The organism is Paucidesulfovibrio longus DSM 6739, from assembly GCF_000420485.1.
Lineage (GTDB): Bacteria > Desulfobacterota > Desulfovibrionia > Desulfovibrionales > Desulfovibrionaceae > Paucidesulfovibrio > Paucidesulfovibrio longus.
In genome coordinates this window covers 47,133-70,802 of the sequence record NZ_ATVA01000019.1, presented here as the reverse complement: position 1 = coordinate 70,802, position 23,670 = coordinate 47,133, and the positions used below count along the sequence as shown (strand labels likewise).

The following is a 23,670-nucleotide window of genomic DNA, read 5'->3' as shown; positions in this document are numbered from 1 at the left end:
CGCGGGAGAGAACAGGGCGAAAAGGGAAAAGGGCGGTCCAGCCGGGCCGGACCGCCCCGGAGCCTAGTCCGAGAGCCCCAAGGCCTTTCGCTTGATGCTGATCCGGGTGTCCATGAGATCAGCGGCCTTCACAGGGTCGGGTTCCACCGCGAACACTGCGCCAACGACACCTTCCAGGCCTTCGAGGGCCAGGGAGGTGACGGTCTCGCTGCCGGTAATGTGCGGCGGCAGGCCCAAATGCGTATAAATTCCGCTGGCGACGGCGTAGAGGCCGATGGCAGCGGCTTTTTCCGAATACCATTCCGGGGCGCTGGCGGCCACGGGCAGGTCGGCGATGTCCACGCCGAGCGCGTTGGCCAGCACGCCGCAGATGTGCAGGATGCGGGCGTTGTCCACGCAGCTGCCCACGTGCAGCACGGGCGGAATGCCCAGGCTGCGGCAGACCGCGGCCAGCCCTTCGCCCGCTTCGGACGCGGCTTCGGGCATGAGCAGCCCGGCCTTGCCCATGGCCACCGTGGCGCAGCCCGTGGCGAGCACGAGCACGTTGCGCTTGATCAGCTCGCGCGCCAGGGTCACGTGGCAGTGGTCGTGCTTCAGCTTGGGGTTGTTGCAGCCCACGATGCCGGCCACGCCGCGCACCTTGCCGTCCTTGATGGCCTCGATGAGCGGGGCGGGGGTGCCGCCGAGCGCGCCGAGGATGGCCTCGTTGGAGAAGCCGGTGGTGATTTCCACCGGATCGCAGGGAATGTCAACCTTTGCGGGGTCGCGCAGCTTGAAGCGCTCGATGGCTTCGCCGACCACTTCCAGGGCTTTTTCGCGCGCGTTGTCGTAGTGGAATTCCACATGGTCGCCGCCCGTGAACTTGGCCTTGTCCGAGGTGCTTACGAAGCGGGTGTGGTAGCAGTGCGCCACCTGCACGAGGCTGGGCATGATGCACTGGTAGTCCACCACGATGGTTTCCACGGCTCCGGTGACGATGGCCAGTTCCGTCATGAGGTGGTTGCCCGCGATGGGCACGCCCTGGCGCATGAGCAGCTCGTTGCCCGTGCAGCAGAGTCCGGCGATGTTGATGCCGGAGGCTCCGGCGTCCTTGGCCTTTGCGAGCATCTTCGGGTCGCGCGCGGCCGCCAGGATCATCTCGGAGACGATGGGGCTGTGGCCGTGCACGAGGATGTTGACCTGGTCGGCCCGGAGCACGCCGAGGTTGACCTTGGCGCTGCGGGGCGTGGGCGTGCCGAAGAGAATGTCGGAGATTTCCGTGGCGATCATGGAGCCGCCCCAGCCGTCGGCCAGGGAGACGCGCGCCGCGTGCAGGCAGATGTTCACGGCGTCGCTGTCCACGCCCATGTGCGTGCGGTGCATCATCTCCACCACGTCGCGGTCCACGCCGCGCGGGGTGATGCCGAGCTTTTTCCAGAGGGCGCGCCGCTTCTCCGGAACGCGGCAGATGAAGCTGAGGCCCTCGGTGGCGAAACCGAAGTCCTGGACAAAGGTCTCGGCGAGGTCGCGGGCCACGTCCTTGGCCTCGCGGCCGTCCACGTCGATGCCCACCTCGGCGGCGATTCTGCGGAGCTTTTCCTCGTCGCGGATGGCGTAGTCGCGGGTCTTGCCCCGGCCCACCGCGAGCAGGGTTTCCACGAGGTCGCGGCCGTGGTCCGAGTGGGAGGCGGCTCCGGCGGCCACGAAGCGGCCGAAATTGCGGGCCACGGTCAGGTCGGCGTCAGCGCCGCAAACGCCGCGCGGCTTCTTGTCGCTGATCCGGCAGGGGCCCATGACGCATTTGTTGCAGGTCGTGCCCTTCTCGCAGAACGTACAGTGCGGGGTTTGCTGCTCAAGCCGGTCCCAGACGGTTTCCACTCCGTCGGCCTTGGCTTTTTCGATCATCAGCTTCGCATCGTCCCAAAGGGTCAGCTCGTCGAGCTTTCTCGGTTCCTTTGCCATGCCTTCAACCTCCTCGAACCTTGGTTTTCCGGCCAAGCAGCCGGGGATTGGACATCCATGGAATGATCCTAGGATAAAATCCCGGAGAGGTCTGTCGGCTAGGCGACAAAACAGGGCGGAAAATTGCGGAACGGCAAAAAATAAAACGATAGTGTTACGAAATGCGAAAAAGTATGCTAGCTGCCCAGGTATTCACGCAGGCGCTGCGGGCTGAGAATCACGAATTCGCCGCGCGCGCGGCGTTCGATGACCTTGGAGCGGATCATGTCGTTGAGCAGGGTGGAGACGGTCTGACGGGTGGAGCCCACGAGCTGGGCGAGCTGTTCCACGGTCAGTCCGGAGCGGATGACCACGCCGGTCTCGTCGGACTCCTGGGACGCCTCGGCCTCGGCGAGCAGGAATTCGGCCAGCCGCTGGCTGGCGTCCTTGAAGACCAGGCCGCTGATGATGCCGAAGGTGCTGCTGAGCACGCCGCCGAGCACGCGGATGATGGTGCCTGTCATTTCCGGGAAGGCCGTCAGGCTGCGGCGGAAGGTGGCCGCGTCCGTGACGAGCAGCTCCAGGGGGGAGAGCGCCTGGACCCCGGCGCGGGTATGGGTGCTGTAGACGTCGCCCGGTCCGAGGATGGCCAGGGTGAATTCCTTGTCCTCATAGCTGAGGTAGACCCTGGCCCGGCCGGAGCAGATCACGAAGACGCGGCTCTTGCCGTCCATGGGGTGGAAGGCCAGGGCGTCCTTGGGAAAGGTCCGCAGGGCGAAGCGCCGTTTGAGTTCGGCGTATTCGGGCTTTTCCAGCTCTTCGAGCAGGTTCACGTCCGTGAACTTCATTCGCTGTCCTGCGGGGGGCGTCCGGCGTCAATCGACGCCCTTGAGGGTGAAGCAGAAGGTCGCGCCCCGGCCCGGACCCTCGGATTCGACCCAGATGGTCCCGCCGTGGGTTTCTATGACGCGCTTGACCAGGGCGAGGCCGATGCCCGTGCCTCCCTTGCCTTGGTCGAGCTGGTCGAACAGCCCGAAGACCTTCTGGAAATACTGCTCCTTGATGCCCAGCCCGTTGTCCTTGACGTAGATGACTTCCTGGCCCTTGTCGTGGCGCAGTCCGATCTCGATGTGCGGCTGGGGCTGGTCGCCCATGAACTTGGTGGCGTTGTCCACGAGGTTCTGGAAGACCTCCAGCAGGCGCGGCCGGTCGCCGCGCACCGTGGGCAGGCCGGTCTGGATGTCGACCTTGACGCCGCGCTCGGAAATCTGCCCGGCCACCAATTCCACGGCTTCATGGGCCAGCTTTTCCAGGTTCACGTTTTCGGGCGGGTTGTTCAGCCTGCCCACGCGGGAGAGTTCGAGCAGCTCGTCCAGGAGCTGCTGCATCTTGTCCGCGGCCTGGCCGATGCGGTCCATGTCCTTGGCGATGTGTTCCTTGTCTCCGCGTTCCAGGTCGCGCTGGAGCATGCCGAGAAAGCCCTTGATGGTGATCAGCGGGCTCTTGAGGTCGTGGGACACGGTGTAGGTGAAGCGCTCCAGCTCGGCGTTCTTTTCTTCCAGTTCGTTGATGAGTTCCTCGCGCAGGGCCTCTGCTTCCTTGCGGTCGGTGATGTCCTGGTGCGTTCCGGCCATGCGCAGGGGCTCGCCCTGGGCTCCGCGCTCGGAAACCTGTCCCCTGGTGAGGATCCAGCGGTAGCCGTCGTCCTGGGTGCGCATGCGGAATTCCGAGGTGAATTCGTCCTCGCTTTTTCTCAGATGGGCTTGCAGCTCCGCGAGAACGCGTTCCTTGTCGTCGGGGTGCAGCAGATTTTCCCAGGTTTCCACATGGGGCGGCAGGGAATCCGGCTCGTAGCCGAGCATGGTGAACCAGCGCGGCGAATAATACGCTTCGTTGCGCGGGATGTTCCAATCCCAGAGCCCGTCGTTGGCCGCGGTGATGGCCATGTTCAGCCGCTGTTCGCTGATGGAGAGGGCTTCGTTGACCCGGCGCAGGGATTCCTCCCGCGCCCGGATCGTCGCGGACATCTTGTGGAAGGAGTCGATGATGCGTTCCAGCTCGGTGTAGCGCGGTCCGGTGAAGGGGCGGGAAAAGTCGCCCTGGGCGACTCGGTCCATGGCGGATTCCAGCTCGCTGAGCGGGCGGCGCAGGAAGATGCGCAGCAGGATGCCCGTGGCCGCGAGCAGGGCGGCCGTGGTCGCCGCGATGTTGATCATGGTGGCGTAGAAGAGCTGCCGCGAGGTCTTGCGCTGGGTGGCCATGGACAGGGCCATGTCCAGGTGGCCGATGACGTGCCCCTCGAAGGTGATGCTCCGCGTGCGGGAGATCTCCTCGGCGCTGCGGTCGTCGGCTTCGTACTGGTAGAGCACCTCACCGCGCGAATCCGTGATGCGCAGCCGGGAAAAGAGGTCGTTGCGCTCGTAGACCTGGCCCACGTGCCGGACGTTGGAGGTGTCCAGGGTCCACATGGGAATGGCCAGGATTTCCGCAAGCTCGTCCGCGTAGTTGTCCGCCTTGACTTCCAGCTCCGATGCGGCGCGCGAGGCCATGTTCCAGTGCTGCACGCCGAGCAGCGTCGCCACGAGGATGACCACGGCCGCCACCAGGCTGATGGTCAGGTTCGTGGACAGGGAGCGTTTCGGATATTGGCGGTTCATTGATACCTCACAAGGATTGCGGGCAAGTTACTGCATTGCTCGTGTTGCGTCAAAGCCTTGGAACTATTTTCCGGACAGCCATCTGGCGCGGATGCGTTCGCTGGTTCCGTCCCGCCGCATTTCCTCGAGGGCGTTCTGCCAGCGCTCGGCAAGGCCGGGGTCGCTCCGCTGGGAAATGGCGATGTAGAGGTCGATGGTCTTCAAGGTGAAGATGTTCTCCACGCTCTCCTGCGGCAGTCCCCGCTGCCGGAGATAGTGCGAGATGCCGAGGGTGTCGGCGATGACAGCCGGGACGTGGCCCTGGAGCATCATCTCGACGCTGTTCTCGAAATTGGCCGCGCTGTGGATGTTGGCGAAGCCGAGTCCGCGCAGGTATTGCTCGCGCACGTCCGCGCGGTAGGTGCTGATGCCCGAAAGGGCGCGGGCTTCGTCCAGGGATCGGAGCTTCAGTTTCGATTGCGGCAGGGCGAAGAGCGCCCAGGTCAGGGAGGCGATGGGCCCGACCCAGCGGAACAGGTCTTCCCGGTCCGGAGTGCGGGTGATGGTGAAGAGGACCGTGTCCGGTTTCTTGAGGGTTTCGTCGTAGGCCCTGGGCCAGGGCAGGAAGGTGATTTCGCCCTGGCAGCCCGTACGGGCGAGCAGCTCCCGGACCACCTCCACGGTAAACCCCTGGGGGCCGCTCGAGCCGGGAAAGTTGAAGGGCGGGCCGTCCTCCGTGAGCAGCCGCAGCCGACGCTCCCCGGCGGCGAACGAAGACGCGGCGGCGCAGAGCAGCATGAGCGCGAGCGAAAGCGCGCAAAGCCTGGCGGGCGAAATGGTCATCGTCGTGGCGTACCCCTCGTGTTGGACGTTTCATTTTGCCATGTCCAGCGCGAAAACACCAGTGCGCGGTCATTGCTTCATGAAGCAAAGAAAGGTAGTTCTGTGGCGGGAACCGGATCGCCTCCCGCAAGATGCGTTCCCCGTGGTTCCCGTCGTTTCGAAACAGACCCGTTTGCCATGGGCTTCGGGTGCAAGGGAGCCTGCCCCGCCGTGTCGATACGCTGGAAATATTTCGTCGCGCTGCTGTGCATCAGTCTCGGCCCGCTCTTTCTGGCCGGAGGCATCATGCAGCGCGGCGCGTTGCGTCTGGAACGCACGGTTTCAGACGTGGCCGGGGCCGAAATCACCCACATGGTCACCACGCAGCTGGAACAGGACGCCGAGAACGCGTCCAAGTCCGTGCTGCGCGGCACCGCGGCCCTGACCTTCGCCCTGCGTTCCCTGGCGGTGGACGCGGAGCGGACCTTTGCCCAGCCGTTCCTCCGCGCGCCCAAGGTCTATTTTTCGGAGGATTTCAACAAGCCGCTGCGGGCGCCCACCGACCTTGTCGAGGACCGGCGCTACACCCGGCGGACCAGCGCGGGCGAGGCCAAGCCCATGCCCGTCAGCTTCGGGCATCCCGTCTTCCTGCTGGCCCAGGGCCTGGAGCTGCGCCGGGCCGCGCCCGATCTGGCTCGGCTTTCCCAGCTGCTCGGCGTCTGCCAGGACATCTTCACCTATTCCGGCTATGCGGCCCACCGCGTCTACGTGGCCCTGGAAAGCGGGGTGAGCATGGCTTATCCCGGATTCGGCGGGTATCCGCCCGGCCTGGACCTGCGCAAGGCGGGCTGGTACGCCCGCGCCCGCGACACGGGGCGGACCGAGTGGTCCGGGCTGCTCTACAGCCGCAATACGGGAAGGGTGCTCATCGCCCTGAACCGCCCCCTCTACGACCAGGAGGGGCGCTTCATGGGCGTGGCCGGAATAGAAGCCCCGGTGAGCTGGTTTCTCCAGGAGGCCCGGCTGGCTTCCCAGTGGTCCGAGGAGATGCGTTCCTTCCTGGTCAGCGCGCGCATCAACCCGGACAGCAAGCAGCTCGGCCTGCAAATCACGGTGGAGCGCGATTCGCGCAACCAGGGTGAGCCGGAAGAGGAAAAGCCGGTGGAATACCGCTGGATGCAGCCCGTGGACGACCCGAAGTTCGACCGGCTGGTGGAGTCGGTCCGCAATGGGGAGTCCGGCAGCATGGAGATCGACTACGCGGGCAGGCCGTCCATCTGGGCCTTTGCCCCGGTGGAGGGCAGCACGGCCTTCCTGCTGGTCGTGCCCAAGACCGTGGCCATGGGCGTTCCGGACAAGCTGCGCAAGGACGTGGCCGCCCACGCCGCGGACCAGCGCAGCACGGCCCTGCTCGTGGCCCTGGCCGCCGTGGGCGGCGCGGCGCTGTTGTCCTTCCTGGCGGCCAAGCGCGCTTCGGACATGGTCACGCATATGGTCGGCGCCTGGCAGCGGCTGGCCGGGGGCGATTTCACCGCCCGGCTGCGCATGCATACCGGGGACGAGCGTGACCTGCTCGTGGAGGCCTTCAACGAGACCGTTCCCAAGCTCGCAGACCACATGCGCCTGAGCCGGTCCATGGCCCTGGCCCGCGAGGTGCAGCAGAACCTCCTGCCGCGCAGCTCCCCCAAGATGCCCGGCCTGGACGTGGCCGGAACCATTCTCTTCTGCGACGAAACGGGCGGCGACTACTACGACGCCTTTGCCCTGCCGGGCCACGCGGGACGGCGCATGGCCGTCGCCGTGGGAGACGTTTCCGGCCACGGCGCGGCCCCGGCCCTGCTCATGGCCACGGTGCGGGCCATGCTTCGCGCCGCATCGGAAACCCACCGCTCGCTTGCCGAGCGCGTGGCCCTGGTCAACCGCCAGCTCTACGCGGACGTGGCCCCCACGGGGCGGTTCATGACGCTTTTCTGTGCGGAGTTCGACACGGCGCTGGGGCGCATCCGCTGGGTGCGTGCCGGCCACGAGCCCGCCTGGCTCTATGATCCCTGGACCGGGGAATTCGAAGAACTGCGCGGCGAGGGCGTCAGCCTCGGATTTCTGGAGGACACCGAATTCGAGGAGCGGGAGCGCGGATTCGACCGGCGCGGCCAGTTCGCCCTGCTGGCCACGGACGGCGTCTGGGAATCCATGAACGCCAAGGGCGAAACCTTCGGCCGCCACAGGATGCTCGACGTGGTCCGCCGCAACGCGGACAAGAGCGCCGCCGAGATCGTCCAGGCCGTGCTTGCCGCGCTGGAAAGCTTCCGCGGCGGCACGCACTGCGAAGACGATGTGACCCTGGCCGTGGTCAAGCGGACCTGATTTTTCTCTTCCGGGAACATGGCGCACTCTCCCCGTCCCGGTTGCCTTCCCCCGAAAAGCCGGATACATAATGCCTCGGCGGCTTTTTGCGCGCATCCGGCCCGTCGGGCCGGAACGTCTTTCGGCGCGTGCCGCCGGGACGCCAAGGAGGAGGAATGGAGTTCACTGTCTTGGAAGACGCCGACGGGCTGAACCGGGTGGCCCTGTCCGGGCGCATGGACGCCGCGGGCATCAAGGACATCGAGTCCGCCTTCACCCGGGGCGTGGCCCAGGTCGGACGCTCCGTGGTCGTGGACATGGGCGGAGTGTCGTTCATGGCTTCCATGGGCATGGGGCTGTTGCTGCGCAACGCCCGCGCTCTGGCCGGGAAAGGCCTGCGCATGGTGCTCTATCGGCCTCAGGCGCTGGTGGAGGAGGTCATGCACATCGCCGGGCTTCAGCAGCTGATTCCCATCGAGCACGACCCGGAGGCGGCCGCAAGCCGCGCGCGCGGGGAGTGACGACGGAATCGTCCTTGCCGTTTTACATTTCCATTCCCTACTGGTATCTTGCCCCACTATGGCGGGGTACGCGTCCTTTTCGCGGCATTGCCCTGTGATGAACATTCGAGCAGAGGTATACGCATGAGCAAGCGATCGACCACCCTTGTTCTCCTCGCCGTCCTGCTGGCCCAGCTCGTGCTGGCCGCCGGCCCGGCCTTCTCGCAGTCTCTCACCGAGGCCGAGAAGAAGGAGTTTTCCCTGAACGTGGCCCTGCCGTCCCCGGCGGAAATGTTTCTGGCCATCGACAGGCTCGGGGACACCAACTGGAACGAGGCGGCCGTCTTCAACGAGCGGTACGACTATCAGGACAACTACATGCGCGCCATGAACCTGGGCGTGCGCGCTGCGGACGGCCTCGTGGCCATTCTGGCCGAGGACAAGACCAAGCTCGGACAGGTCATCGTCATCGTCATCACCCTGGCCGAGGAACTTCAGGTCCAGGAGACCATCCTCGACCGCAGCAAGACCTTCGAGGATCTGGCCAACCAGGGCCGCTGGGACGAGCTGCGCGACGAGCTGGACGCCCTGCGCTACCTCATCGAGATGGAGATGGACCAGCTCGGCGACCAGGACGTGGCCACGCTGGTGCGGGTGGGCGGCTGGCTCGAGGGCCTGCGCGTCACCTCCCAGCAGCTGGCCAAGGGCATCTATCCGGAACACAGCTCCTCGGTTCTCTACCAGCCCAATCTGGCGGACTACTTCGAGAAGCAGCTCAGCGGCATGGAGCCCGAAGCCAAGCGGAATCCGGCCGTGCAGGCCATTCTCACGGCCCTGCCCGAACTGCGCCGGCTGGTCAACGTCGGGTACCGCAACCCGGTTCCCGCGGAGAACATCAAGCGCCTGAACCAGATCTCCTCGGAGCTGGTCGCCATGATCGAGAGAGGGTAGGGACATGAAGGCACGCACAATCGCAATCCTGGCGGCGCTCCTGCTCGTTCCCGCGCTGGCACTGGCCGGACGCATGGACATCCGCAAGCCTGCCTACGAGCAGGTGCTCAAGTACGAGAACGAGGGATACAGCGTCAAGGACGATATCCAGATCGGCGAGCTGGGCAAGGGCAAGTCCTATTATTTCGACACCCAGCTGACCACGGGCATCGACTATTTCTTCCACTTCCAGGGCGATGTCGGCGTCAAGGAGATCAAGCTCCAGATGTTCGACGAGAACTGGAAGGTCGTGGCCGAGAGTTCGGGCAAGGGGATTCCCGTGTCCGTAACGGTGAAGCCGGAGTGGAGCGGCACGTTCCACGTCAAGGCCACCCTCGTGGACTGCGAGGGGGATCTCGACTACTGGTTCATCCTGGCCGGCTACAAGTAGCCGCGCCTTCCGAAGAACTTTGATCCGGGCGTGATCCGGCGGGGGCCTCCGCCCCGGCCGGGCGCGCCCGAAGTTTCGGGCCGTGGCGCCGCCGCCCCGGCGCAGACTCCGGAACGGCAGGAGAAGAATGCTTCGGCAAGCCCCAGGCCGCCGCAACGGTCGCTCCCGCACCGAGGAACACTTCGAGGACAGCCTCGCCGCAGAGGTGCTCAAGCTTCTCGCGCTCATCGCCCAGGCCGGGAAAAAGGTCTCGGAACAGCGCCGCGACTTCATCGATAGTTTCTACGGCCACCTCTACCCCTCGGACGTGGTCAGCCATTTCCGCGACCAGTTCGAGGAATTCCTCTCCCGCAGCCTGGACCTGGGCGCGGTTTGCCGCACCCTGGACGGGCGGCTCTCCTATCAGGAAAAACTCTACTGCCTGATCATCGTCTACGAGTTCATCATCGCGGATACGGCCGAAAGCGTGGAGCGCCGCCTGGCCAGGGCCATGGCCAAGCTGCTCCAGGTTTCCGAGTGGGACATGCGCTTCATCGAGGCGAATTTCGGCCTCACCGAGGCCGACCCGGAAATCTTCCGCAGGTCGAGCATCATCTCCCTGCGCGTCACCGGCGACCTGGAAACGGCCGACGTGTATCTGCCCTTTCCCGGCCTGGACGTGCTGATCTACAAGATCCGCAACCTCTACTGCATCACCAAGAAGTGCGACGGCCACGAAGTCGTGGTGGACGGCTACGAGCTGCGCAAGAACATCTCCACGCGCGTTTCCCACAACTACCGCATTCTCTTCGACGGCTACTCGCTCAAGCACCACGACCTCAAGGCCTACTTCGAGAACAAGGTCAACCCGCTGAACGCGGACCGCTACGTGACCCAGAACGACCTGGAGCCGGGCTACAGCGAGCAGCCGGGCGAGAACGACGTGCTCAAGCTGGAGTTCCGGGGCGCGCGCATCGGCCTGAAGATGCTCGACCCCTTCGCCGTGGTCAACGTCAACGACCAGCTCGTGCGCGACGCGGTCCAGGTCAATCTGGACGACGACATCTTCGTCAACGGCTTCCGCATGAACCTGCGCGAGCTGTTCTACTCGCTGAACGCCAAGCGGGAGCTTTCCCTGGACGACGGACGCGAGGAATACCGCCTGAGCAACTCGGTGCGCGGCGACCTCTTCATCCATGACGAGCTGCCGGACCGCTGGCACGCCCTGTTCCGGGTGGACCGCGAGCGGGGCCGGGTGCGCTTCGACCCGCAGGACTGCCCCTATCAGGTCTACCTGAACAATCGGCCCAGCCGGGGGCCGCTGGAGCTGCGGCACGGCGACACCCTGTTCGTGCACGGCAACTACCTGACCCTGGACCTGGAGGCGGGCAGGCTGCGCAAGGCCGCGTTCAGCTTCAACAAGCTCGTGGCGGACAAGCTGCACCACGTCTTCGAGGACGGCACCGTGGGCCTGGACGGCGTGTCCTTCGACATCGAGTACGGCGAGCTGGCCGCGATCATGGGCCCCAGCGGCAGCGGAAAATCCACGGTCCTGCGGGTCATGAGCGGGCTGGAAAAGCCCACTTCCGGCCAGGTGCGCGTGGACGAGTACGACCTGCACGACGAATATTCCATGCTCAAGCACCACCTGGGCTATGTGCCCCAGGAGGACTTGCTGCTGGCGAATCTCACTGTTTACGAAAATTTGTATTATTACGCGAAGCTGCGGTTTCCGGACAAGAGCGAGGAAGAACTCAACGCCAAGATCGACGTGACCCTCAGCGACATCAGCCTGACCGAGCGGCGCGACCTGCGCGTGGGCGACGCCACGGACAAGACCCTGTCCGGCGGCGAGCGCAAGCGGCTGAACATCGGCCTGGAGCTGCTCACGGACGCGGACATCTACATGCTCGACGAGCCCACGTCCGGCCTCTCGTCCAAGGATTCGGAAAAAATCATCGAGCTGCTGGCGGACATCACCCTGCGCGGCAAGATCGTGGTCTGCGTCATCCATCAGCCCAGCTCCAAGATCTACAAGAGCTTCAACAAGGTCGTGCTGCTGGACCACGGCGGCAAGCTGGCCTTCTACGGCACGGCCTATGCCGGGCTGGAATACTTCAAGCGCCACATGGAGCGCGACGCGCGCAAGGGCCGCATCGTGGTGGAGTGTCCGAACTGCAAGACCGTGCAGCCGAACATCCTGCTGGACAGCCTGGAGGAGTCCCTGCGCGACATCGACGGCAGCGTGCTCGGCAAGCGGAAATATTCCCCGGCCTATTGGAAGCGGGAGTACGAGAGCACGGCCATCGACGCCTGGCTTTCGAGCATCAAGCTGCCCAGCTCGGACATCCTGCCGCCCAAGCCCGCCATCGGCGCGCGCGAGCGCTTCGTGCAGTTCCGCACGCTGCTCTCCCGCAACTACCGCAGCAAGATCCGCGACCGCTCCAACCTGCTGATCACCTTTCTGGAAGCGCCGCTGCTCGGAGCGGGCGTGGGCTTCATCCTGCGCTACACCCCGGCGGGGGACTACTCGCTCTACACCAACGACCTCTTCGGCATCTTTCTCTTCGTGGCCGTGATCGTGACCCTGTTCCTGTCCATGACCAACTCCGTGGGCGAGATCATCGGGGATTCCTCCCTGTTCATGCGCGAGCGCATGCTGGACATGACCAGCCGGACCTATCTCGCGGCCAAGCTGCTCGTGCTTCTGCCCTTTGCACTGGCCCAGAACGTGCTCTTCGTGCTTCTGGGGTTCCTCATCGTGGAGGTGCGCGAGCTGGCCCTGCCGTACATCGCCTATCTGACGCTGCTTTCCTATACGAGCCTTTCCGCGGGACTGTTCATCTCCTCGCTGCCGCGCCTTTCGGGCCGGGCCGCGCAGAACATCGTGCCCCTGATGCTCGTGCCCCAGATCATCCTGGGCGGCGCGCTCATCGAATACGAGAAGATGAACAAGAGCCTGACCATCGTGGAGAACAGCCCGATCCCCGAGATTTGCCAGATGATGCCATCGCGCTGGGCCTACGAGGGGCTGCTGGTGCTCCAGGAGAACAACAACAGCTACCACTCGCGGCACTCCGAGCTTTCGGACGAGCTGCGGCAGGTCAAGCTGGAGCTGCACGATGCCCAGGGAACCCCGGAGGAGCCGGGGCTGGCCGCGGAGCGCGCACGCCTGGAGGCGGAGCTGGAGACTTTCCGCGAGACGCACAAGTACAAGTACGGCAACAAGAACATCCATGACGCCGTGACCCTGGGGGAGAAGAAGTTCGAGGAGCTGGTGCGCGAGCAGATGGACCTCGACCCGGCGCGGGCCGAAACCGGGCTGGAAGGGGCCATGAAGGACTGGAACCTGCCGTATCCCATGTTCGTGCCGCAGAAGATGCTGCCCTTCGTCAACGTCTGGGGCAGCACCACGATCTACAACGCGCTCGTGCTGCTGAGCATGGGCCTGATCATGAACGTGCTGACCCTGGCCGCCCTGAACTGGCGCGAGGAGATCCTGCGGTTCGGCCGCCGCGCCCGGCGGCTGGCCAAGCTGCGCAACAGGATCGGCAAGGACAAGGGCTGATTCCCGGTTTTATCCCCGTTTTTCTCTTTCTGCGGGCGTTTCGTCCGCAAGCCGCTCCATGAGTTCCGGCCCGTGGTTCGACGGGTTGTTGACCCGGCGGGACACGGGCCAGCCGCGCATTTTTTCCGCCGGAAAGGGCGCGAGCAAAGGGGCGATCTCGTCGAGGGGCGCGAACGGGTCAAGCCAGGCGTCGTAGGCTTCGGGCGGGAGAATCAGGGGCATGCGGTCATGCACGGGCGCGACCAGGGCATTGGCCGGAGTGGTCAGCACGGCCAGTCCGGAGCCGGCGTTCTCGTTGTGTTCCCAGATGGCGGCCAGGGCAAAGGGCGCGCCGCCTTGCAGGGTGAAGACCCAGGGCGTTTTCGCTCCCGCTGCGGGGCGGCGCTTCGTCCCGCCTTCCGCCGGAGCCTTCCCGCTCCCGGAGGCCGCCGTTCCCGGCAGGCTGCCCGGCACCAGGCGCGGCTCCGTCTTCCATTCATAATACAGCCCCGCGGGCACCAGACAGCGGCGGTGACGCATGGCGTGCTTGAAGGAGGGCTTGTCCAGGGCCGTTTCCGCGCGGGCGTTGACGAAGTGGCGACGCCGGTCCTGCGACCAGGGCGGGACCAGTCCCCAGGCCATGCCCGCCAGCAGACGCTCCCGGCCCATGCGCAGCACGGCCAGGACAGGCCGCAGGCCCGTGGGGTCGGGCGCGATGTTGTAGTCCGGGGCGGGGCCGTCCCCTTCCACGAACACCCCGAAGCCGTCCTCGATGTCCCGCTTGGTCAGGTTGAATCCGAACCGTCCGCACATGGTCATTCATCCCTGGTGAAGACGCGGTAGAGGCCCAGCGCGCCCTGGAAGTACGTCTCCACACGCCGGAAGGGCAGGCGCGAGGCTCCCAGCAGGGCGCGCATGCCGCCTCCGGCCAGGAACTGCCGATAGTTGGCGTAGTGCTCCCGCCCGGCCATGCGTTCCACGAGCGCGCTCAGCCGCATCATTGCCCGGCCGCTCCAGGTTTCCGGCAGACGGTAGTCCAGCAGGACCAGCGAGCCTCCCGGCAGGAGCAGGCGCAGGGCCTCCTCCACGATGGCCTCGCGCAGGGCCGGAGCCTTTTCGTGCAGGGCCATGGAAACGCAGACGCAGCCGAAGCTGCGGTCCGCGAAGTGCGTGGCCGAGGCGTCCTCTTCATAATATACGATGTCCGGGGGGCTTTGCCTGCGGGCCACGTCGAGCATGGCCGGGGAGATGTCCACTCCCTGGACGCGCAGCCCCTCGCGCCGCAGCAGCACGGCCTGCCTGCCCGTGCCGCAGCAAAGGTCCAGAACAGGGGGAGGCGGGGCGGCTGCGGAGCCTTGCTCCTCCTCGGATTCGAAGGAACGCAGGCAGCGCAGCACCAGTTCGGTCACGCCCAGGCGCGGCCGGTCCAGAAAAGGGTTCAGCAACGGGTCGTAGGCCCGCGCGATGCCCGCGTACTCGTCGGTTCGGTTGGGATCCTCGCTCATGACAGGCGCTCCAGCCGTTCGCAGGCCTGGTTCAGCTCCGGCCAGCGCTTGGCGAAGCAGAACCGCGCCAGCCCCTCGCCCGCGCCGTCGTGCCAGAAGGCCCGGCCGGGAACGCAGGCGACTCCCGTGCGCTCCAGCAGGTGCATGGCCCGCTCGCGGCTGTCCCGGCCCGGCAGGCTCGAAATGTCGGCCAGGGCGTAGTATGCTCCCTGCGGAACGTGCGGCGCGAGCCCGGCGTTTTTCAGGGCCTCGCAGAAGCGGTCGCGCTTTTTGCCGTGGTCCTCGGCAAGCTCATGGTAATATTCCTGTCCCAGCCCGGTGATGCCTCGCGCCACGCCGATCTGGAGCGGAGCCGGGGCGCAGACGTAGTAGAGGTCGTTGAAGTGGCCGATGGGCTCGCGCCAGCGGGGATGGCAAGAGGCCCAGCCCAGGCGCCAGCCCGTGACCGCGAAGACCTTGGACGCGCCGGAGATGGCGATGGTCCGTTCCTCCATGCCGGGCAGGCAGGCCGGGGAGACGTGCTCCAGGCCGTCGTAGACGAAGTGTTCGTAGATCTCGTCCGTGAAGAGGAAGAGATCGTGGGCCTGGCAGAAGTCCGCCACGCGTTCCAGTTCGGCCCGGCTGAAGACCTTGCCGCAGGGATTGCAGGGCGTGTTCAGGACCACGGCGCGCAGCCGGGGCGAGGCCGCGGCTTCCAGCTCGGCGTCGTCGAAGCTCCAGTCCGGCGCGTGCAGGGGCACGAAGCGCGGGGTCACGTCCATGGCCCGCAGCGTGCTGACGTGGTATCCGTAGTAGGGTTCGAAGAGCAGCACCTCGTCGCCCGCCTCCAGCAAGGCGGTGCAGGCGGCCTGGAACGCGCCCGTGGCCCCGGCGCTGACCACGATCTGCGTTTCCGGGTCCAGGTTCAGCCCCTGGAAGCGGCGCTGCTTTTCGGCAATGGCCAGGCGCAGCTCCGGCAGGCCGTCGAAGCGGGTGTAGACGTTGTAGCCCTCGCGCATGGCGTCGGCGGCTCCCTGGAGCACGGGTTCGGGCACGTCCAGGTCGCAGACTCCCTGGGCCAGGTTGATGCCTCCCCGCTCGGCGCAGGCCAGGGTCATGCTTCGGATGTCCGATTGTTTAACAAGATCGCAACGGTTGCTTTGCCGTATCGGCATGATGGAATCCTTGTCTGAAATAATGGTATCCGTTAAACCAAGGGTGAACGTATATGAGTTTTTTCCGGAACAAAACCCTCATCGTTACCGGCGCGTCGCGCGGGATAGGCCGGGCTCTGGCCCTGATCCTGGCGGCGCGGGGCGTGAACCTCGTGCTTTCGGCCCGTTCCGAATCCGATTTGCAGGAGTCCTGCGAGGCCTGCCGCGACCTGGGCGTGCGCGCCAAATGCGTCCACGGCAACGCGGCCGAGGCCGAAGTCGCGGAGCGCCTCGTGCTGCGCGCCTGCGATCTCGGCGATTTCCAGGGATTCATCCACGCGGCCGGGGTGCTCGCTCCCGGACCCTCGGCCTGGGAATTGCCGGAGAATCTTTTTTGCGACGTCATGGACGCCAGCGTCAAGGCGGCCTATCAGCTGGCGCGCTTCAGCTATCCTCCCCTGCTTCGCCAGGGCTCCGGCTTCGCCGTGTTCTTCGGGTCCGGAGCGGCGCGGAAGACGCTGCCCGGCACGGCTGCCTATTGCGCGGCCAAGGCTGCCGAGGAGCATTACATGCGCCAGCTCGCAGCGGAAACGGACCGGGTCACCGCGTTCGTGTACCGGCCCGGCATCGTGGAGACGCGCATGCAGAAGGAGGGGCGCAACGCGGAAGGCGGACAGTCCGAAAACGTCCAGGGCGCGTTTCGTCCCTGGAAGGAGAAGGGCATGCTCGTGACCCCGGAGCAGGCCGCGGAAAAGCTGGCCGACCTGCTGAACCGGACCTGCATGGAGCTGCACGGGAAAACCTTCGATTATCGGGAACTGCCCGAAGCCTAGCCGCCGGAGGGGGGCGTCCGAAAACGCCCGGCGCGACCCCGGACACGCAGGGTCATTTATAGACGCGCTCCGGGTAGAGCGCCTTGCCCGCCTTTGGAATCCACATCAGGCGATAGATTTTGTCGCCGTCGCCCATGAACATCACCGAGCCCTGGATCGGTTCCGTCGAAAGCAGGCTCGGCCCGTAGGAATAGATGTAGCGGCTGTTGTACTCGGTGAGGGCGCGGGTGAAGCCGCGCGAGGGAACGTGCAGCAGGAGCTTTTTCACGCGCGGATCCTTGCGCCCGTCCACGATGTAGACGTCCAGCCCGTCGTCCGTGCGGAAGTGGCCCACAAGGCCGCTGACGTAATAGGAATGGTAGTGCTCGAAAAGGGTGGTTCCGAAGCGGATCTTGGGTCCGTAGGAGGTCTGGTCCAGGCCGCCCACCAGACCGCCGCCCTCGGCGAACTCGCGGAAGAGCTCCTCCTCGGTGGCGTTGCGCCCGCCGTAGGTCACGAGCACCTTGTTCGGGCTGATGGGGATGTAGACCGTCTCGTCCGGGGGCGCGGCGTATTCGGGCGGCAGCATCGCGGCCAGCTCTTCGTCTGTCAGCTCCGCGCCGAGCATGGCGCGCAGCGAGTCCGGCGGGGCCAGGACCAGGACCAGGACAAGCGCGGCCAGGTGCAGGCCCAGGGAGAGCAGCCAGGAAACGGTGCGCGCGCGCATCTCAGTCGCTGCCCGGAGCGGCCTGGTCTTCGGGTTCGGCCACGATTCCTATGCGCGGGACGCCTGCCTCGCGGATTTCGGCCATGACCCTGACGACCTCGCCGTAGGGCACGTCCTTGTCCGCGCGCAGGAACACGGCCTTGTCCTGCTTGAGCACGCGCTGGACCAGATATTCCTTGAGATGGTCCCGGTCCACTTCCTCCGTGTCCATGAAAATCCTGCCGTCCGCGTCCATGCTCAGGACGAAATGGCCGCTGCCCTTGGGCAGGGACTGCACGGTGCGGGTGCGCGGCAGCTCGACCTCCACTCCCTTGCCCTTGACCGCCGTGCCGACCATGACGATGACCAGGAGCACGAGCATGACGTCCACGAAGGGTGTGGTGCTGATCTCGGAAAGGAAGCGGCGGCGGGCGCGGGGAGCCATCTCAATTCTCCCTGGGAGCGCAGGTCAGGATGCTGGAGAATTCCTCCTTGACCCGGTTCATGAACGCGCTGGAAAGCCGCGCCAGCTCGCCTTCGATGTCGCCCAGGCGCTTGAGGAAGGCGTTGTAGGCCAGGACCGCGGGAATGGCCACGATCAGGCCGAGGGCCGTTGTCGAAAGCGCCTCGGCAAGGCCGGGAGCCACGCCCGTGACGATGTCCGCGCCGCCCGTGATGCTGGAAAAGGAATTCATGATGCCCCAGACCGTGCCGAAAAGGCCGAGGAGCGGAGCCACGTTGCCCACCGTGGCCAGGAGGGCCAGGGAGCCGTGGAGCCTGTCGGCCTGGGCCTGGGCTTCGTCCTGCAAGGTGTGGCGCACGCTTTCGAGGATGATTCTGCCCTTGACCGCGGGGTCGAGGTCCAGGTCGGCGAGGCGGCGCAGTTCGTCCATGCCCGTTTCCGCCACCCGGCGGGACACGCCCTGGTCCGGGCGCGTGCGGGTCGAGGTCATGGCCTGGTCCAGTCTTGAGGCGGCCTCGAAGGCGGACCTGTCCTCGCGGGCCTGGGCCTGGGCCTTGCGCAGTTCGTGCCATTTCAGGAAAATCAGGCTCCAGCTGGCCAGGGACATGGCCAGCAGCACCGCGAAGACCACTTTGATCACCGGCCCGGTTTCCAGCAGCAGCGACCAGAATCCGCTCTCGGCCATTCCTTCCATGCGTGCGTTCCTCCATGATTCGCCGCACCCGTGAGGCAGGGCGCAACCGCTGTTTTTTGTAGGACGAATGTCCCGCGAGTGCAAGAAGGGACGCGGATCAGGAGGAATTGCGCAATGCTTCGCCGGAGGGGGGAGCCATCCGAAGGCCCGGAGGCGGGGGCAGGCGGAATGGCCGCGAAAAGACGGCCATTCCGCGGAAAGGTGTTCAGCCGAGCAGGGAGCGGATCGCTTGCGCGGTCTGCTCGATGCGCTCTTCGGTGGCCGGGGATTCCCCTTTCTTCAGGCCGAGTTCGTGCAGCTGCACGTGCTTCACGTCGGTGATTCCAGCCTGCTCCAGGGTCTTTCTGGCGCAGTTCAGCGGGCAGCCGTCCACGGCCACGACCAGGGCGGCGGCCTCCGTGCTTTTGACGATGCCGGAAACACGGCCTCCGATGCCTGCGAGGCAGAACATCTTGATGGCTCCCTCGCGGGAGACGACGCGGGCGGCCCGGTCCGCGATCTCACCGACATCCGCCGCACCGGAGCAGGAAAACACGAATTTCGGGGCTTCACCGCAGGAACAAGAGCAGTTCGATGACATGTCCATTTCTCCCAGGTAGGTCGGTCGGTTATTTCAGCCAGCCCAGCACGTCGTTTTTCGTCGGCACCGCGCCGACGAGCTTTACCTCGCCATCCACGGCCACGGCGGGCGTTGAGAACACGCCGAAGGACGCGATTTCCTGAAAGTCCGTGATTTTGACCACATCCGCCTGCACGCCGGATTCCGCCAGCGCCTCGCGGACGACTTTTTCCGTTTGGGTGCACTTTGCGCAGCCCGGACCAAAAACCTGAATTTTCATGATGCCTCCGTGATTCGTTGTATGTTTATTTGGCAATATCGCCAATTATCAAGGCGAAAAAAAAGCTATCGGTCCGCAGCCAGCACCGCCTCCAGGCATTGAAAGAAATTCAGCACGCAGGGAACCCGCATGCGGTAAAAGACCTGCTTGCCGCGTCTCTCGTCCTCCACGAGCCCGGCCTTCTTGAGCACGGCCAGATGCTTCGAAACCGTAGAAATGTCGTGGCCGACCAGGTTCGTCAGGTCGCAGACGCAGCGTTCTCCGCGCGACAACTCGTCCACGAGCATCAATCGCGAAGGGTGCGCCATGGCCTTCATCACCTTTGCCCTGGCCGCGTACCGTTCCGGACCGTTGGTTTCCGGACGGGGCAGCGTGCAACATTTGGTAGAATCGCCAAGCGTCATTCCTCTGAATACAGCGCAATGCGAATGCATGTCAAGGGAAGGGAAGGCCGTCCGTCCGGAGGCGGGACAGAGGCCGGAAGAAGGGGCCTCAGCGGGTGGCGTGATGCACGGGCGGTTCGGCGACGACGGCCTGTGCCGGTCTGGCGCGCTTTGCGTCTGCGGAGGCGGGCCGCTGCGGCGAGGCGGTCCGGGCTGCATCGGCGGCGGATGCCGGATCGGCCTTGGAGCCGCGCGCCGTGAGCGTCATGGAGCCCATGGAGGCGAAGGTGGTGGCCTGCCGCAGGCAGAGCCGCAGGATCGAGTCTTTGGAGACGCGCACCGAAGCGCCGGTGCGCACGGGCATGTCGTTGGCCGTGGTCAGGAGCTTGTCCGCGGAGCCGTTGCTCCAGGCGTCCTCCAGCACGTAGCTGCCTTCGGGCAGTCGAAACTCGTCGCCGGGCCGCCAGGGCACGACCACGCTCTTGCCCTGGTCGTCGAGCAGGCGCAGGGCGTGCACCGTGCGGGGCCGCACCGCGACGTAGAATTCGGAGCGGGGCTGCCCCGGCGTCTCGCGGACGATGCGGAAGCGTGCGGCGTCCTGTTCGGGAGCGCGGCCCGCCCAGCGCGCCAGGGCGTCTTCGGCCCGGTCGCGGTCGTGGTCGGCTTCCTCGTCGAGGCGATACTTGTCCATGAAGTTGTCCGGGTCGAGAATGATTTCCCAGCCGCAGTCCTGGCCGTCGTTGGGGCTGCGCTGGGCCACGTAGCCCTTGAAGTTCAGGACTTCCTCGCGCGAGGAGCCCCAGATTCCTTCGAGGATGAGCTGGTCGCCCACCAGGGCGGCGAGGGTTTCTCCCTCGCGCACGAAATGGGGCTTGCCGTTCAGCCAGCAGACGAACACGGGCGGGCGCATGTCTTCCCCGCCGGAAAGCCGGCCCTGGACGCGCACGCGGGCCGAGGCCACCATCTTGCCGTCGGAGCGCACCTCCAGCTTCTGGAAGGAGTCCAGCGCGAGGCGGGGCGTGTTGATCAGGTTCACGCCGGGACGGTCCGAGGCGAACACGGAAACGGCCGGGGAGAGCACGTTGCTTTCGTTTTCGGTTTCCACGGTCAGGGGCGCGCCGGGCGCGAGGTCGATGGTCTGGCCGGGGGAGAGCGTCTTGCCGTTGATGCGCACGCGCACGTCGTCCGCATAGTCCGCGACCATGCTGGAGCTGACCTCCGGGGCGTCCAGGTCCACGCCGTAGTGGCGCAGCAGGGCCTCCGTGGCTTCCAGCTGGCGCTGCACCTTCCAGTCGAGCTGGGTGATGTTCTTGCTGACCTCCACGGCCATGGCCGGGATGTTCAGGGCTGTCAGCGCATAGCAGGTCAGGGATTTGCGCATTTCCGAGTAGTTGGTCTGGTCGTCGAAGGTGCGCGTGTTGAAGAGCTGGAAGCGGTAGATTTCCGGAGAAATGCCGGGATTCAGCTTGGCCAGCACGTCGTCCACCGTGCGGCCCAGGTTCCAGCGCCCGTAGACCAGGGTGTCGATGATGATGGACTGGCCGTAGCGCATGGGGTTGCGGAGATTGTCCACGTAGGTGGGGTGGTAGAATCCGCTGCCCTCGTGCAGGTGGATGAGCGCGTCGGACTGGGCCAGGAGAAAGCGGACCACGCGGGCGAGCCGGTCTTCGTAGAAGAGATTGTAGTCCCGGTCGAAGCGGCGGTTCATGTCCACGTTGACTTGCCGCGTGCGCAGGTTGATGGAGGGCACGTTGGCGCGGGGCACCACGATGAGGTTGCCCTTGCGGACGTGGGAACGGGAAAGGATCTGGGCCGTGATGTACCCGGAAGGCTCGTCGCCCTGGATGCCGCCCTGGACCATGATGGTCGGACCGTTTTCCTCGCCGCGCAAAAACACCACGGTCAAGGGATACTGCGTCCCCTCGAAGAACGTGAAGACGTAGCGCTCGGAAGCGGCGAACGCGCCCGACGCCGCGCAAAGCAGCAGAAAAAGGCTAATCCACGCGATATTGAGGGTACGTTTCACTGAACACGACCTTTCCGTCTTCGCGGGTGACCGTCAACCGGAGGCCGAAGACGTTGGCCCTGTCCAGGCCGTCCGGCAGGGGAACTCTGGCTCGGATGGGCTTGCGCCGCTGAATCTGAAACGAGAGGTCGGCGTTCTTGGCGGGCAGTTCGATGACCTCGCCGTTGTTGGCCACGAGGGCGAGCCGCGTGTCGCCGCTGAGCTGGGTGTTGCCCAGGTTGTTGAGCAGATTGAAGCTGACGAGCACCTGCTTTTGTTCGATTTCCAGGCGGACGTCTTCGAGCCGCACGGCTCCCGTGTCGGTCTTGGCGAAAATGGAGGAGAGGTCCACGGCGGGCTTGGCCGGTTCGGAGGGGGCCGTCGGCTTGGCTTCGGCTTCCGGGGTCTCGGCCTTCTCCGGGCTGAGCAGGCTCTGGAGTTCCTTGGTGTCGTAGGATTCGAGGATCTTCTCCATGTTGCCCAGGGTGCTCAGCCGCAGTTCGGCCTCGTCGAGGCGCTGGGAAAGTTCCTTGTTCTCGTGTCGCAGGCGCAGGTTGTCCCGAAGCGAGGTCGCGCCGAAGTAGATGCCCGCCGCGGCGACCAGCACCAGCAGGGTCAGGCTGACGAAGATCGATTTGAGCCAGAAGGGGTTGAGCCGGAAACGGCGGACGTCGAGGTCGTCCCGCATGAAGAGGATGCTGTACTTGGCGTCGTTCATAAGGCTCTCCACTGCTCATTGACGATACGCCAGCCGTCGGGGGTGGGAGTGAGGATCAGGGTCTTGCGGCCCTTGTCCTCGTAGCCCGAAGCGTCGCGGTAGGTCTGGACGAAGCTGGCCATGAGGCCCATTTCGTGGGGGCGTATCTCTATGTCTTGCACATCGACCACTCTGGGCGGACGTTCGGCCCAGAGAGTCGCCTTGTAGGCGGCGATGTCGTCGGCTCCGCGCCGTCCGTCCTGAACGGCCGCCTTGTCGTAGAAGGAGGCGTAGTCCTTGAGGTCGGCCTTTTGCCAGGCTTCGGCCCAGGAATGTATCAGGCCGCGGAGCTCTTCCGAGCGGGAGGAGAGGTACTTGTCGGCGAGGTCGTCGCTGGCCGAGGTGATTTCCCTGCCCACGATGCGCCAGTTTCCGGATTCGTCCTGCTGCCAGTAGAGCCGCTTGCCCACGGCGGAGGTCAGGCTCCCGGTGCGGTAGTACTGGTCGAACCAGGTCACCCAGTATCCGGGCCCCTGGAGCGCCTTGACATTGTCCACCATCACGTCGATCCAGGGCTGGCTCTTGAAGATGTTGCGCTTGTGCGCGCGGAAGCCGTCGAAGTCGATGCCGGAGGCGCTCAAAAGCTTCGGGGCGTAGAAATCGAAGAAATGCTCGCTCCTGGCGCTCCAGCTTTTGGCCCACTCGCGCACTTCATGCACGAGGTCGGCCGCTTCCTGCGCGTCCTTTCCGCCCGTCTCGGTCCAGGCGACCTTGCCCGCGATGACCACGGGCATGTCCGTGAAGAGATCCTTGCCGAGACCGTCGATATCCGGATCGGCAAGCGCGACGCAGCCGCGCGTGTCGCGCGGGACGAGCTGCTTGCCTCGGCCGTGCAGCCAGATGCCGGAGCCGGACTTGCCCCGGATGCGGTCCACGGGATTGGGATAGTTCAGGGGGTAGGCGACGTCGCCGTAAAGCTCCCAGTCGAGCCCCTGGTCCAGTCGGCCTTCGATGAAGTAGACGCCTTCGGGCGTGCGCAGGTCGCCGCGTTCGACCTTGTCCCCGTCGCTTTGCCCCGTGGTGCAGGGCAGCTTGCGGACCACTTCCAGCGGGCTGTGGCGGCCGAGCACGTAGAGGGTCTGCGAATCCTTGTCCACGGCGACCATGATCTCCGGGCCCTGGTCGTGGGAGCTGAATACGGGCGACCAACCGTCGGCACGGGCCGTACCCGCAACGAGGAACAGGATCAGGAGCAGGGCGGGGGGCGTTAGTCCCTTCATACGTATCCGGTCGGTTAAGAGGCTT

The 23,670-nt window shown here is 65.5% G+C and carries 22 protein-coding genes; 6 read left to right on the top strand and 16 right to left on the bottom strand.

All coding sequences use genetic code 11. From position 1 onward, the window contains the following. Positions 1–63: 63 nt before the first annotated feature. The 4 genes from cooS to G452_RS0116900 all read right to left on the bottom strand — a co-directional run bounded on the left by cooS (position 64) and on the right by G452_RS0116900 (position 5,399). Positions 64–1,941 carry an anaerobic carbon-monoxide dehydrogenase catalytic subunit gene (gene cooS, locus G452_RS0116915; RefSeq protein WP_022663453.1) on the bottom strand — a complete coding sequence of 626 codons (1,878 nt, stop codon included), beginning with the start codon at positions 1,939–1,941 and terminating at the stop codon, positions 64–66. Positions 1,942–2,117: 176 nt separating this feature from the next. Further along, a complete protein-coding gene (locus tag G452_RS0116910) occupies positions 2,118–2,768 on the bottom strand; it encodes a Crp/Fnr family transcriptional regulator (protein WP_027189361.1) in 651 nt (216 codons plus the stop codon). 27 nt (positions 2,769–2,795) lie between these two features. After that, positions 2,796–4,577, bottom strand: coding sequence for a sensor histidine kinase (locus tag G452_RS20910; RefSeq protein ID WP_051142093.1), 1,782 nt, complete (start codon positions 4,575–4,577; stop codon positions 2,796–2,798). 63 nt (positions 4,578–4,640) lie between these two features. Beyond that, positions 4,641–5,399, bottom strand: a complete 759-nt coding sequence (locus tag G452_RS0116900) for a substrate-binding periplasmic protein (protein WP_022663452.1) — start codon at positions 5,397–5,399, stop codon at positions 4,641–4,643. A gap of 210 nt (positions 5,400–5,609) precedes the next feature. On the opposite strand from G452_RS0116900, the gene G452_RS0116895 reads away from it, so the two are divergent. The 5 genes from G452_RS0116895 to G452_RS0116875 all read left to right on the top strand — a co-directional run bounded on the left by G452_RS0116895 (position 5,610) and on the right by G452_RS0116875 (position 13,149). Next, entirely contained in the window at positions 5,610–7,742 is a 2,133-nt protein-coding gene (locus G452_RS0116895) for a SpoIIE family protein phosphatase (RefSeq protein ID WP_162141322.1), read from the top strand. Positions 7,743–7,897: 155 nt separating this feature from the next. After that, positions 7,898–8,242: an STAS domain-containing protein gene (locus G452_RS20185; RefSeq protein ID WP_022663450.1), complete on the top strand. Its 345-nt coding sequence runs from the start codon at positions 7,898–7,900 to the stop codon at positions 8,240–8,242. A 123-nt stretch (positions 8,243–8,365) separates the two neighbouring features. Beyond that, positions 8,366–9,172: a hypothetical protein gene (locus tag G452_RS0116885; RefSeq protein ID WP_022663449.1), complete on the top strand. Its 807-nt coding sequence runs from the start codon at positions 8,366–8,368 to the stop codon at positions 9,170–9,172. Between the two features lie 4 nt (positions 9,173–9,176). Then, positions 9,177–9,602, top strand: a complete 426-nt coding sequence (locus G452_RS0116880) for a hypothetical protein (protein ID WP_022663448.1) — start codon at positions 9,177–9,179, stop codon at positions 9,600–9,602. Between the two features lie 127 nt (positions 9,603–9,729). After that, a complete protein-coding gene (locus G452_RS0116875; RefSeq protein WP_022663447.1) occupies positions 9,730–13,149 on the top strand; it encodes an ATP-binding cassette domain-containing protein in 3,420 nt (1,139 codons plus the stop codon). Positions 13,150–13,158: 9 nt separating this feature from the next. On the opposite strand, the gene G452_RS20180 is transcribed toward G452_RS0116875, so the two are convergent. The 3 genes from G452_RS20180 to G452_RS0116860 are packed head-to-tail and all read right to left on the bottom strand — an operon-like array spanning position 13,159 to position 15,787. Beyond that, positions 13,159–13,941 carry an SOS response-associated peptidase gene (locus G452_RS20180; protein WP_022663446.1) on the bottom strand — a complete coding sequence of 261 codons (783 nt, stop codon included), beginning with the start codon at positions 13,939–13,941 and terminating at the stop codon, positions 13,159–13,161. Between the two features lie 2 nt (positions 13,942–13,943). After that, positions 13,944–14,633 carry a class I SAM-dependent methyltransferase gene (locus tag G452_RS20175; protein ID WP_022663445.1) on the bottom strand — a complete coding sequence of 230 codons (690 nt, stop codon included), beginning with the start codon at positions 14,631–14,633 and terminating at the stop codon, positions 13,944–13,946. Then, positions 14,630–15,787: a pyridoxal phosphate-dependent aminotransferase gene (locus G452_RS0116860; RefSeq protein WP_022663444.1), complete on the bottom strand. Its 1,158-nt coding sequence runs from the start codon at positions 15,785–15,787 to the stop codon at positions 14,630–14,632. The genes G452_RS20175 and G452_RS0116860 overlap by 4 nt, the downstream gene beginning before the upstream one ends. Before the next feature lie 53 nt (positions 15,788–15,840). On the opposite strand from G452_RS0116860, the gene G452_RS0116855 reads away from it, so the two are divergent. Then, on the top strand, positions 15,841–16,599 hold the full coding sequence (locus G452_RS0116855; protein WP_022663443.1) for an SDR family NAD(P)-dependent oxidoreductase: 759 nt from the start codon (positions 15,841–15,843) through the stop codon (positions 16,597–16,599). 52 nt (positions 16,600–16,651) lie between these two features. Here G452_RS0116855 and G452_RS0116850 read toward each other — a convergent pair whose 3' ends face one another. The 9 genes from G452_RS0116850 to G452_RS0116810 all read right to left on the bottom strand — a co-directional run bounded on the left by G452_RS0116850 (position 16,652) and on the right by G452_RS0116810 (position 23,645). Then, positions 16,652–17,305, bottom strand: a complete 654-nt coding sequence (locus G452_RS0116850) for a hypothetical protein (RefSeq protein WP_022663442.1) — start codon at positions 17,303–17,305, stop codon at positions 16,652–16,654. Between the two features lies 1 nt (position 17,306). Next, positions 17,307–17,729, bottom strand: coding sequence for an ExbD/TolR family protein (locus tag G452_RS0116845; protein ID WP_022663441.1), 423 nt, complete (start codon positions 17,727–17,729; stop codon positions 17,307–17,309). Position 17,730: 1 nt separating this feature from the next. Continuing rightward, positions 17,731–18,441 (bottom strand): MotA/TolQ/ExbB proton channel family protein, encoded by a 711-nt coding sequence (locus G452_RS20170; protein WP_022663440.1) that lies wholly within the window; start codon positions 18,439–18,441, stop codon positions 17,731–17,733. Between the two features lie 205 nt (positions 18,442–18,646). After that, positions 18,647–19,021: a putative zinc-binding protein gene (locus G452_RS0116835; RefSeq protein ID WP_022663439.1), complete on the bottom strand. Its 375-nt coding sequence runs from the start codon at positions 19,019–19,021 to the stop codon at positions 18,647–18,649. Between the two features lie 28 nt (positions 19,022–19,049). Further along, the gene (locus G452_RS0116830; RefSeq protein WP_022663438.1) at positions 19,050–19,280 is read right to left on the bottom strand and encodes a thioredoxin family protein; all 231 of its coding nucleotides are present in this window, start codon (positions 19,278–19,280) and stop codon (positions 19,050–19,052) included. Between the two features lie 65 nt (positions 19,281–19,345). After that, positions 19,346–19,684, bottom strand: coding sequence for an ArsR/SmtB family transcription factor (locus G452_RS0116825; protein ID WP_022663437.1), 339 nt, complete (start codon positions 19,682–19,684; stop codon positions 19,346–19,348). A gap of 88 nt (positions 19,685–19,772) precedes the next feature. Continuing rightward, entirely contained in the window at positions 19,773–21,689 is a 1,917-nt protein-coding gene (locus G452_RS20165; RefSeq protein ID WP_022663436.1) for a M14/M99 family metallopeptidase, read from the bottom strand. After that, positions 21,658–22,386 (bottom strand): hypothetical protein, encoded by a 729-nt coding sequence (locus tag G452_RS0116815; RefSeq protein WP_022663435.1) that lies wholly within the window; start codon positions 22,384–22,386, stop codon positions 21,658–21,660. The genes G452_RS20165 and G452_RS0116815 overlap by 32 nt, the downstream gene beginning before the upstream one ends. Next, positions 22,383–23,645, bottom strand: coding sequence for a L,D-transpeptidase family protein (locus G452_RS0116810; protein WP_022663434.1), 1,263 nt, complete (start codon positions 23,643–23,645; stop codon positions 22,383–22,385). The genes G452_RS0116815 and G452_RS0116810 overlap by 4 nt, the downstream gene beginning before the upstream one ends. Positions 23,646–23,670: the final 25 nt, after the last annotated feature.